General features: G+C 69.1%; 6 protein-coding genes. All 6 read right to left on the reverse strand.

The window, feature by feature from the left end:
* Window positions 1-1,367: 1,367 nt before the first annotated feature.
* Window positions 1,368-4,007: a beta-mannosidase gene (locus tag AC06FD_RS16520; protein ID WP_478078371.1), complete on the reverse strand. Its 2,640-nt coding sequence runs from the start codon at window positions 4,005-4,007 to the stop codon at window positions 1,368-1,370.
* Between the two features lie 86 nt (window positions 4,008-4,093).
* Complete coding sequence (locus AC06FD_RS16525) at window positions 4,094-5,302, reverse strand: AGE family epimerase/isomerase (protein WP_478078372.1); 1,209 nt, start codon at window positions 5,300-5,302, stop codon at window positions 4,094-4,096.
* Window positions 5,299-6,294 carry a carbohydrate kinase family protein gene (locus AC06FD_RS16530; protein ID WP_394163720.1) on the reverse strand — a complete coding sequence of 332 codons (996 nt, stop codon included), beginning with the start codon at window positions 6,292-6,294 and terminating at the stop codon, window positions 5,299-5,301. The genes AC06FD_RS16525 and AC06FD_RS16530 overlap by 4 nt, the downstream gene beginning before the upstream one ends.
* A gap of 7 nt (window positions 6,295-6,301) precedes the next feature.
* On the reverse strand, window positions 6,302-7,612 hold the full coding sequence (gene fucP / locus AC06FD_RS16535; protein ID WP_259208607.1) for an L-fucose:H+ symporter permease: 1,311 nt from the start codon (window positions 7,610-7,612) through the stop codon (window positions 6,302-6,304).
* Between the two features lie 43 nt (window positions 7,613-7,655).
* Window positions 7,656-8,702 carry a LacI family DNA-binding transcriptional regulator gene (locus AC06FD_RS16540; protein WP_259208604.1) on the reverse strand — a complete coding sequence of 349 codons (1,047 nt, stop codon included), beginning with the start codon at window positions 8,700-8,702 and terminating at the stop codon, window positions 7,656-7,658.
* 105 nt (window positions 8,703-8,807) lie between these two features.
* Window positions 8,808-11,279 carry a GH92 family glycosyl hydrolase gene (locus AC06FD_RS16545; RefSeq protein ID WP_478078373.1) on the reverse strand — a complete coding sequence of 824 codons (2,472 nt, stop codon included), beginning with the start codon at window positions 11,277-11,279 and terminating at the stop codon, window positions 8,808-8,810.
* Window positions 11,280-11,298 lie beyond the last annotated feature (19 nt).

Genomic DNA, 11,298 nt, shown 5'->3' on the forward strand with positions numbered 1-11,298 from the left:
TTCGCGCGAACCACGCCGTGCGTCAGCCACGCATGGCGTGGCTCTACGGGCATCCTGCATCGCGTCAGCCTCTGTGTGAGCCGCCGCGGGGGCCCAACCCGTAGATCCACGCCATGCGTGGATGGCTGTTCGCACGGACCACGCCTCGCGTCAGCCACGCATGGCGTGGCTCTACGGGAATCCTGAATCGCGTCAGCCGCTGTGTGAGCCGCCGCGGGGACCCAACGCGTAGATCCACGCCATGCGTGGATGCTGTTCGCCCGGACCACGCCTCGCGTCAGCCACGCATGGCGTGGCTCTACGGAAATCCTGCATCGCGTCAGCCGCTGTGTGCGCCGCCCCGAGGCCCACCGCGTAGATCCACGCCATGCGTGGATGCTCTTCGCCCGGACCACGCCTCGCGTCAGCCACGCATGGCGTGGCTCTACGGGAATCCTGCGTCGCGTCAGCCGCCGCCGCGGGCCCCACCGCGTAGATCCACGCCATGCGTGGATGCTCTTCGCGCGGACCACACCTCGCGTCAGCCACGCATGGCGTGGCTCTACCGGAATCCTGCATCGCGTCAGCCGTTGTGTGCCCCGCCGCGGGGACCCAACCCGTAGATCCACGCCATGCGTGGATGCTCTTCGCGCGCACCACGCCTCGCGTCAGCCACGCATGGCGTGGCTCTACGGGCATCCTGCATCGCGTCAGCCGTTGTGTGTTCCGCCGCGGGGACCCAACCCGTAGATCCACGCCATGCGTGGATGCTCTTCGCGCGGACCACACCGCGCGTCAGCCACGCATGGCGTGGCTCTACGGGAATCCTGCATCGCGTCAGCCGCTGTGTGAGCCGCCGCGGGGACCCAACCCGTAGATCCACGCCATGCGTGGATGCTCTTCGCGCGGACCACACCGCGCGTCAGCCACGCATGGCGTGGCTCTACGGGAATCCTGAATCGCGTCAGCCGCTGTGTGCGCCTCCCCGGAGCCGCAACGCGTAGATCCACGCCATGCGTGGATGCTCTTCGCGCGGACCACACCGCGCGTCAGCCACGCATGGCGTGGCTCTACGGGAATCCTGCGTCGCGTCAGCCGCTGTGTGAGCCGCCGCGGGGGCCCAACCCGTAGATCCACGCCATGCGTGGATGCTGTTCGCGCGGACCACACCTCGCGTCAGCCACGCATGGCGTGGCTCTACGGGAATCCTGCATCGCCTCAGCCTATGTGTGCCCCGCCGCGGGGACCCGACCCGTAGATCCACGCCATGCGTGGATGCTCTTCGCGCGGACCAAGCCGCGCATCAGCCACGCATGGCGTGGCTCTACGGGCATCATGGGCGCTTCAGCCACGCATGGCGTGGCTCTACGTGTGGGCTTGGCCGGGCGCTACCGGGTGTCGGTCAACGAGGTGAGGCACAGGCTGCGGCGCAGGGCGGCGAGGTCGGCGTCGCTGCGTAGATGGAGGGTCACGGTTTCGCCCGGCAGCAGGTCCAGGGCGTTGTCGTCCAGCGTGGCATCGTGCCCCTCGAACGCGATCCACAACGCGCGTACCCACTGCGGGGCGCGCAGCTGCAGCACGTAACCCTCGCCATCGGCGCGAAGGTCCGTGTCGATCGTCACCGGTGCCAGTGCGAGATCCTTGGCCGCCACGAAGTACACCGCTTGCCGCGACAGCACCCGCGCGCCATCCAGCAGCTCGACGACGGCCACCGTGCGCGTCGGGTCGGCGCCCTTCAGCAGCGTGGTGTCGTCGAATCGGCCCACCTCCAGCGCGGCCAGCGGTGGCACGTCCACCGTCTTTCGCCGGGCGTGGCGGAGCGTGCCGTCGAGATCCATCACCCGCAGCCGCCAGGTCGCCCGCAGGCCCTGCTGGCGGTCGTTGAGCAGGCTGATGCGGGTCACGCCGTCGTCGCGCAGTGCGGCCACCGCCTGGTCGGCAAAGAAGCGCCTGGCGTGGAAGTGCAGCGCCTTCCAGCGCCCGGCGTAATCGATGCTGGACCACGACGCACCCGGCCACACGTCGTTGAGCTGCCAGTACAGCGAGCCCATCGTGTACGGGCGCGAGGCGCGGTGGTGCAGCGCGGCCAGCTGGATGCCATCGGCCTGCATCACCTGGCTGAGGTAGACGAACGCCGGGAAATCGCGCGGCGTGCCGTATTCCTCTTCGATGTACTTGAGCAGGCGCTGGTTGCCCTCGCCCGCCATGAACTTCTGGTGCGCGCGCACCGTGGCACTGTCCACCTCCTGCTCGGCAGCGGGAATGATCCCGTCCAGCGTGCGCAGCACCGGCCATGCCTGCAGGCCGTACTCGGACATGAAGCGCGGGGTCTCGCGCAGGTAGGCGCTCACCGGCAGCGCCGGGTTGCCCCACACCTGCCAGTAGTGCTTGTCGCCGCGGGTGGAATCGTTGGCCTTCTCGTCCAGGTCGTTGCCGGGCGAACTGGACCAGTACGGCACGCCCAGCCCCTCCTCGGCCACGACCTGGCGCAGGTCATTGCCGAACAGGTCCACGTAGCCCTGCCACACCCTGGCGGCGAAGGCCGGATCGGCGGCGGCCAGGTCGCGGCCATGCCCCCAGTCCTTCCAGGCCGTCTCTTCTTCGTTGTTGCCACACCACAGCACCACGCTGGGGTGGTGCCGCAACCGGCGCACGTTGTCGCGGGCCTCGGCCACCACGTTGGCGCGGAATGCGGGATCGTAGCCGGGCTGCATGCCGCCGCCGAACATGAAGTCCTGCCAGACCAGCAGGCCCAGCTCGTCGGCGATGTCGAAGAAGACGTCGTCCTCGTAATAGCCGCCGCCCCAGTTGCGCAGCATGTTCATGTTGGCATCGCGCGCGGCGGTGAGCTCGCGACGGATGCGCGCGGCGTCCACGCGCGCGGGAAACATGTCGAACGGGATCACGTTGGCGCCCTTGGCGAAGATCGGCACGCCATTGATGACGAAGGCAAAGCCCTGCCCGCCCTGGCGGTCCACCTCGCGGCGCAGCTCCACCGTGCGCAGCCCGATGCGTTGTTCGATACCGGTCGCGTCGGCAGCACCCGGGGCCAGCGTGGCGCGCACGGTATAGCGCGCCTGCTCCCCCTGGCCGGCCGGCCACCAGCGGCGCGGCTGTTTGAGCGAGACCGGCACGGCAATGGCGTTGTCCCCGGCCTGCAGTGCGGCGTCACGGTCCATGCGGGCCACCGACACACCATCCGGATCCAGGATCTCCACGCGCACTGCGGCATTGCCGGGCGCGGCGCTTTCCACCTGCAGCGTGACCGCCAGATCGGCATGGTCCGCATCCAGCGCGCGGGTCTGCACGGCCAGCGCGGTCAGGCGCTGCGCATCCCAGCTTTCCAGCTGCACGGGGCGCCAGAGGCCGGCGGTCACGTAACGCGGGCCCCAATCCCAGCCGAAGTGGTAGCCCGGCTTGCGCACGAAGTTGCCGACCATCGCGTCCTTTGGCTCATCGCCGTACGGCGACGGGTAATTGCCGGCGATCTTGTGCGGCATCGCCTGCACGCCTGGCAGCAGGGTGCTGATCGGCGAGCGCAGCACGATGCGCAGTTCGTTGCCGGTGGCGCGCAACCGGCCATCCACGCGCGCACGCCAGGTGCGATGGCTGCTGTCGGCCTGCAGCAGCGGCGCGCCGTTCAAACTGACCGTGGCGAAGGTATCCAGGCCCTGGAACGCCAGCTCGGCGTGCGCGCGCGCCAGCGTGGCGGCGTCCACGTCGAAGCGGGCGCGATACTCCCAGCTGGCCAGCCCGATCCATTGCAGGCCCGCCTCGGGCGCGCCCACGTAGGGATCGGGAATCAGGCCGTGCGCGAGCAGGTCGGTGTGCACCGCGCCGGGCACCTGTGCCGGGCGCCACTGCTGCAGGCCGGGGTGTGCGGCACCGCGCGCATCACCGGGCAGCAGGCGGAATGACCAGTCCGCCGCCAGCGGGGCGGCAGCGACGGGCAGTGCCCAGGCTACCAGCAGGACCAGAAACAGCCAGCAGGCCGGTGCAACGACATGGAGACGGCGGTGCGCGCGCATGGTGATGTGCCTGGTTGCGGGAGCAGCCGACCAACGGTCGGCTCTACGGGGATTTGGGTAGCCGACCAACGGTCGGCTCTACCTGTTCAACGCACCACGTTGAGCACTTCGTAGCACGCGCCCATGGTGTGGTAATCGGTCTTGCCGGCCGGGCTTTTCTCGTCGCTGTACTTGCCGTTGTCCGCGTCCAGGATGCGATACCACGCACCGTAGCGGTGGTCGATCATGTGCTGCCAGGCGTAACCCCACAGCCGGTCGTACCAGTCCCAGTACTGCGCATCGCCCGTGCGCCTGGCCAGTAGCGCGGCGGTGGCCAGCGACTCGGCCTGCACCCAGAAATACTTGTCGTCATCGCAGACGCTGCCATCGGGGGCGAAGCCGTAGTACAGCCCACCGCGCGCGGCATCCCAGCTGCGCTCGACCGCGACGTCGAACAGATGCCGGGCCGTCGGCAGCAGCCAGTCGGCCTGCACGTGCCGGTCCAGGATCAACAGCAGCTTGGCCCACTCGGTCTGGTGGCCGGGCTGGAAGCCCCATGGACGGAACAGGTGCTTGGGATTGTCGCGGTTGTAGTCCCAGTCGATCTGCCATTGCCGGTCGTAGTGTTCCCACACCAGGCCATCGCCCTGCGCGGCCTGGCGGCGGGTCATGTGGTCGGCCAGCAACAGCGCGCGCGCTAGGTAGCGCTGCTCGCCGCTGGCCTCGAACGCGGCCAGCATCGCCTCGCACATGTGCATGTTGGCGTTCTGGCCGCGGTAGTCGCTGAAGTTCCACTCTGCGTCGGCTTCGTCCTTGTACAGGCCGAATTCCGGCTCCCAGAACCGACGTTCCAGCAGCTGCCAGGTCTCGTCCATCCACGCACGGGCCTCGCTGATGCCGACCTTGAGCGCACAGCTGTAGGCCAGCAGCACGAAGGCCACGCCGTAACAGTGGTTGGTGGCGTCTTCGACCACGCCATCGCGCAGCGTCCAGGCGTAGCCGCCGGTAGCCGGGTTGCGGTGGACGTCGCGCAGGTAGCGCAGGCCGTGTTCGACGGCTGCCAGGTCCTCTGCCTTGCCGAACTCGCGGTAGGCCATGGCGTGGTTGAACACGAAACGGGTGCTGCTGACCAGGTGCCGATGCGCGGTGTCGTACACGCTGCCATCGTCACGGTAGTAGTGGAAGAAGCCGCCGTTCGGGTCGATCTCGTGCGGCTGGTAGAACGCCATGGTCTGCGCGATGTGCGCGCGCAGGAACGCGGGCGAACGGAAATCGGGCGTCGGCGGAACGGGCGTGCCGTTGGAGGCGGTGGTCATGCGGCGTCTTCCTGTTGCTGCTGCAGCAGTTGGTGGACTTCATCAAGGCTGGGCATGGCGGCGAACGCACCCTTGCGGGTGACCGCGAGCGCGCCGACCGCAGCGCCGAAACGGATCGCGCCGGTGAGTGCGGCCGGGTCCTGGCAGAAGTCGGCGAAGCCGCTGCCATCCCCGCCGCGCTCGCCGATGCCGAACAGCAGGCCGCCGACGAAGGCATCGCCCGCGGCGGTGGAGTCCACGGTCTGCACGCGGAAGCCGGTGAGCACGCCCTGCGCGTGGCGGGTGTGCCAACGGATCGGTGCGGCGCCGTCGGTGACCACCACCGCCTGCGCCTGCGCGGCCAGCAGCCGCGCGATGACTGCGTCGGCGCCGCCGGCCTGCGCGGCGGCCAGGTAATCCAGCTCCTCGCGCGACAGCTTGACCAGCTCGGCCAGCACCAGCGCTTCCCACAGCCGCGGCAGCGGGTCGACCCCGGTCGGCCACAGCGCGGGGCGCAGGTTGAGGTCGATGCTGACCATCGCCCCGGCCGCGCGGGCGCGGCGCATGCCGTCCAGCGTGGTCGCGGCGATCTCCGCCTCGGTCAGGCTGTTGGAGCACACATGGAAGCTGCGCGTGCCCTCGAAACAGGTGGGCTGGAAGTGCTCGCTGCGGAACAGCAGGTCCGCCGCCGGCGGCCGGTAGAAACTGAAACTGCGCTCGCCATGTGCGTCCAGCGCCACGAAAGCCAGCGCGGTCTTGGCGGCATCGGTGCGCACGATGCAGTCGGTGGCCACGCCGGCCTGGGCCAGGCTGTCGGCGAGGAAGTCGCCGAACATGTCCTGGCCGAGCATGCCGGCGAAATGGGTATCGGCACCCAGCCGCGCGGCGGCCACCGCAACGTTGGCCGGCGCGCCACCGGCGTACTGCAGGAACGCGCGCGGGGTGTCCGCGTTGGCCGGTGGTTGGGCGAGTAGATCGATCAAAATCTCGCCGAAACAGACAATCTTGCTCATTCGGGCCTCAGGCTCCCTGGCGGAATGCGGCGCTCGGGCGCGAACCCGACAGGCCATAGAAAATGATGTAGCCGTAGCAGACCAGCGGCAGGATGAAGGACGGCTGCAAGCCGATGTGGTCGGCCAGCACGCCCTGGAGGTACGGCACCACCGCGCCCCCGACGATCGCCATGATCAGCAGGCTGGACGCCTTGTTGGTCAACGGCCCCAGGCGCTCGATGCTCAGCGCGAAGATGGTCGGGAACATGATCGAGTTGAACAGGCCCACCGCCACCACCGCGTACAGCGCCACGTGGCCGGTGGCGAGCATGGTCAGCGCCAGCAGCAGCACGTTGACCGCCGCGAACAGGGTCAGCAGCAGGCGCGGCGAGAAACGGGTCATGATCGCCGAACCGGCGAACCGGCCGATCATCGCCAGCGTCCAGTACGCCGACACATAGTGGGTGGCCTGCTGTTCGGTGAAGCCGCCGATGGACGGCATCGACAGGTAGTTGACCAGGAAGCTGCCGATCGACACCTCGGCGCCCACGTAGAAGAAGATCGCCAGCACGCCGAACAGCACGTGCTTGTGGCGCAGCGCGTCGAGCAGGGTGTGCGTGCCGCTGTCGGCCTGCTCGGTGGTTTCGGTCAGCGCCGGCAGACGGAACAGGTAGACGAACACCGCCAGCAACGCCAGCGCGATGGCCAGGCCCACGTAGGGGCCCTGCACCGACTGCGCTTCCTGCACGCGATAGGCGATCTGCTCGGCCGACGGCAGCGCAGCCAGTTCGTCGGCACTCTTGACCGTGTTGCCGAGGATCAGCAGGCCGCCGAAAATCGGCGCGATCGCGGTGCCCAGCGAGTTCAGCGCCTGGGCCAGGGTCAGCCGGCTCGAGGCGGTCTGCTCCGGGCCAAGCAGCGCCACGTACGGATTGGCCGCCACCTGCAGCACGGTGATGCCGGTGGCGAGCACGAACAACGCGCCGAGGAAGGCTTCATACACCCGCAGTTCGGCCGCCGGCCAGAAGCCGAGCGCGCCCACCGCGGCGATCGCCAGGCCGGCCACGATGCCCTTCTTGTAGCCCAGGTGCGCGACCAGCCGGCCGGCCGGCAGCGACATCAGGAAATAGGTGCCGAAGAACGTGAACTGCACCAGCATCGCCTTGGCGTAGTTCAGTTCGAACACCGCCTTCAGGTGCGGGATGAGGATGTCGTTGAGGCACGTCAGGAAGCCCCACATGAAGAAGATCGTGGTCGCCACGGCGAGGGCCATGCGCGTGTTGACCACGGGCGCGGACGCAGGCGAAGACGGCAGTCGGGGCGTTGGTGAGATGGGCATCAGGTACGCGCCTCATTGCGCGAGCAGGTGGAAGGAAGCGCCATCACGCGGCCACGGGGCCGCTGCTGGCGCGGATGCGCAGTTGTACCGGCGCCACGGTGCGTTGGGGCGCCGCGTCGGGATGGTCCAGCCGCTGCAGCAGCAGCTCGGCCGCCTGGCGGCCGCGCTCGCGCGGATTGACCGTGAGCGTGGTCAGCGGCGGCAGGGCGACGGCTGCTTCGGAAATGTCATCGAACCCGGTCACCGCGAAATCGACGCCGGGCCGCACCCCGCGCGAGGCCAGGCCCAGCATCAGCCCCAGCGCCACGCTGTCGTTGTAGCAGACCGCGGCGGTGGGCACCGGATCGCGCGCGAACAGTTCATTGGTGCGCGCGGCGGCCTCGAGACGATTCGGCGCCGATTCGATCAGCCAGTCCGGGTGCACCGCCCTGCCCGCTTCGGCCAGCGCCTGCGCGTAACCGAGGCGACGCTGGTGGCAGGAGCTGGAGTCGGCGTGGCCACCGAAGAACGCGATGCGCTCGTGGCCGCGCTCGATCAGGTGGCGGGTGGCCAGGTAGGCGCCCTGCTGGTTGTCCAGGGTAAGGAAGTCCCAGTCGGCACCGGGCGGCTCGCGGTTGAACAGCAGCACGTTGGCGTTGAAACCCAGCACCTGGCGCAGTTCGCTGGCATCGCTGCCTTCGGCGGGCGACAGGATCAACCCGGCCGGGGTGTGCTCCATCAGCGTGCTCAATACCGCCTGCTGCCGTTGCGGCGATTCGCCGGTACTGCCGAGCAGGGTCACGAAGCCCTTGGCACCCAGCGCCTCATCCACCCCGGAGGCGAATTCGGCGAAGAACGGGTTGGACAGGTCGTTGATCACCAGGGCCACGCTGGAAGACGTGCGCCGGCGCAGGTTGGCCGCGCCACGGTTGTAGACGTAGCGCTGCCGGCGCAGTTCGGCCTCGACCCGCGCACGGGTGTCCACGTTGACCAGCGGACTGCCCCGCAGCACCAGCGACACGGTCGCCCGCGACACGCCGATCGCCTCGGCGATGTCGGTCACGGTGACCGCGCGCGATCCCTTGCCTGCGGGGGTGGCCTTGTCGTTCATGCTGTCTGCCCGTTCCTTGTCATGCCGCAAGCCTAAACGATCGCATCGGCAAGCGGACCGTGCCCGTGCCGTCGGTCAGGTAGGGGCTGCGGCCGCTGCGACGGATCATTCCAGCACCGCACCCGGGGTGGCGCAGAACGAACGCGGCAGCGCCTCGGCACGGGTGCCCCAGCCCGTGGTCGGCGCGTCCGTCCCCAGGGCGAACGCGATGCGCCCGCCCTGCTGCAGCCGGGCCCAGTCCAACCACACCGGGGCGTGGTCCTGGCCGTCCACCTGCACGCCCTGCACATACTGCAGGCGGCGCCCGTCGGCACCGGCGGCGGCGACGGTCAGGGTGCGGCCGGTGCCCAGGTCCACCTCGACCTTGGCAAAGCGCGGGGTATGCAGCAGGAACTGCCCACTGCCCGGCACCGCCGGGTACAGGCCGATCGCACTGAACAGGTACCAGGCCGACATCGTGCCCAGGTCGTCATTGCCGGTCACGCCGTTGGGCGCATTGGTGAACAACTGCTGGGCGGCGCGCACCACCGTGGCGGTCTTCCACGGCTGGCCGATCAGCGTGTACATCCACGGCGCGTGCAGGTCCGGTTCGTTGTTGGGGTTGTAGCGGTACTGGTTGTAGTAGCTGTACGGCCCCACCACCCATTCCTTGCGCGCGGCGGTCAGCGGCGACCGCACCAGCGCGTCGTAGGCGAAGAACGCATCCAGGCGCTTGCCGGCCTGTTCGCGGCCGTGCATGGCCTGGACCAGGCCCGGCATGTCCTGCTGCGCCAGCCACTGGTACTGCCACGCGGTGCCTTCGTGGAACCCATGGTGCGAACGCGGGCTGTAGTGGCCGTCGGAGGGCACGTACCACTTGCCATCGTCCATGCGCGGGCGCGGGAAGCCGCTCATGCCGGTCTCCTCATCGCGCACCTGCGGATCCCACACCTTGTGCCAGTTGCCGCCGCGCGTACGCAGCGTGGCCGCATCGTCGGCGTGGCCGAGGCCGTCGGCCATCTGTGCCAGCGCGCAGTCGGCCAGCGCGTATTCCAGCGTGGCCGAACCGCCGTGGTGCGGGTCCACGTCCATGCCCTTGGAGGGGAAGGCGCGGTCATAGGCCACATAGCCGTTTTCCACGTAACCGGGGTTGCCGGAACGGCCGGCGTGGCGCGAGTTGAGCGGCGGCTGTTCGAAGGCATTGCGGCGCAGCGCCGTGTAGGCCTCGCCCTCGCGCCCGGCGAGGGCACCGAAGCGCCACAGGTCGACCAGGAACGGGGTGACCGGGTCGCCGGTCATGATGTTGGTCTCGAAGTTGGCATAGCCCCAGCGCGGCAGCCAACCGCCCTGTTCGTTGATGGCCAGCAGGCTGCGGCCGATGTCGCGCGCCACGGTGGGGCGGGTCAAGGCCAGCCACTGGTTCTGCGCGCGGTAGGTATCCCACAGCGAGAAATACTCGTAATAGGTCCAGCCGTCGGCGCGGTGGATGGCATCGTCGTAGCCGCGGTAACGACCGTCGGCATCGCTGCCGGTCAGTGGCTGCAGCAGGGCGTGGTACAGCGCGGAATAGAACACGGTGCGGTCATCGCTGGTGCCGCCCTGCACGCGCGTGGTGGCCAGCTCGCGGCGCCACTGCTGCTGCGACCGGGTGCGCATCTGCTCGAAGCCGAGCAGCTTGCCGCCCTGCATGCCCTCGCTGCGCAGGTTGTTGCGCGCGCCTTCTGCGTCCACGTGCGAGATGGCGCTGATCGCGGTGACCGCGCGCTTCCCATCCTTGCCGACGTCGAAGCTCAACCAGGCGCCGCTGGGCTTCTGCTCGCCTTCCATGCGGTGGCGCGCGCCGGCCAGGCCGCCCTCTTCGCCCCAGGTACCGAACGCCTTGAACGGGCGGTCGAATTCGATGCGGAACCAGGTGGTGTACTGGTGGCCGCCGCAGAAGCTCTTGGTGACCAGCTTGCCTTCCACCGTGCGGTCGCCGACCACGTCGATGACGCTGCCGATCACCGAATGGCGCTCGTTGGCCTGGCCGACGTTGACCAGTACATGGCCGGTCCCGGCATCGGCGGGGAAGGTGTAGCGCTCGGCGGCGGCACGGGTGCGGGCGGTGGCCTCGGCATCGATGCCGCCGTAGCTGGTCAGCCGCACCTTGTAGTAGCCGGCCTGGCCGATCTCGCCGTCGTGGGTGTAGCTGGCGGCGTAGCGCTTGTGGTCGAAGCTCTTGGCATCGTCGGTGCCGAAGTCGCCGCCCTTGCCGATGCTGCCGGTGACCGGCAGTACCGAGACCTGACCGCCCTGCTCCCAGCAGCCGGCACCGGACAGGAACGAATGGCCGAAGCCGCGGATCTTCGGGTCGTCGTAGCGCCAGCCGGCGTAATGCTCGCCGATCGGGCTCACCTGGATCAGGCCGAACGGGGCCGATGCGCCCGGGAAGGTGTTGCCGTCATCCTTGCTGCCGATGAAGGTGTTGACCTCGCGCTCCAGCGCGACCGGCGCGGCGGCCTGCAGGACCGGCGCGAAGGCCAGCGCGAGCAGGCAGGCCAGGCGCGGCAGTGGGCGGTGCAACGGGGTAACGGCGATGACGGACGGCAGTCGGCGCATGCGTGGATCCTGTGGGTCG

This window comes from Stenotrophomonas sp. Steno-Z1, assembly GCF_056393175.1.

Coding starts and splice junctions, on each gene's coding strand:
- AC06FD_RS16520 (WP_478078371.1), bottom strand. CDS start 4,007: ATGCGCGCGCACCGCCGTCTCCATGTCGTTGCACCGGCCTGCTGGCTG.
- AC06FD_RS16525 (WP_478078372.1), bottom strand. CDS start 5,302: ATGACCACCGCCTCCAACGGCACGCCCGTTCCGCCGACGCCCGATTTC.
- AC06FD_RS16530 (WP_394163720.1), bottom strand. CDS start 6,294: ATGAGCAAGATTGTCTGTTTCGGCGAGATTTTGATCGATCTACTCGCC.
- fucP (WP_259208607.1), bottom strand. CDS start 7,612: ATGCCCATCTCACCAACGCCCCGACTGCCGTCTTCGCCTGCGTCCGCG.
- AC06FD_RS16540 (WP_259208604.1), bottom strand. CDS start 8,702: ATGAACGACAAGGCCACCCCCGCAGGCAAGGGATCGCGCGCGGTCACC.
- AC06FD_RS16545 (WP_478078373.1), bottom strand. CDS start 11,279: ATGCGCCGACTGCCGTCCGTCATCGCCGTTACCCCGTTGCACCGCCCA.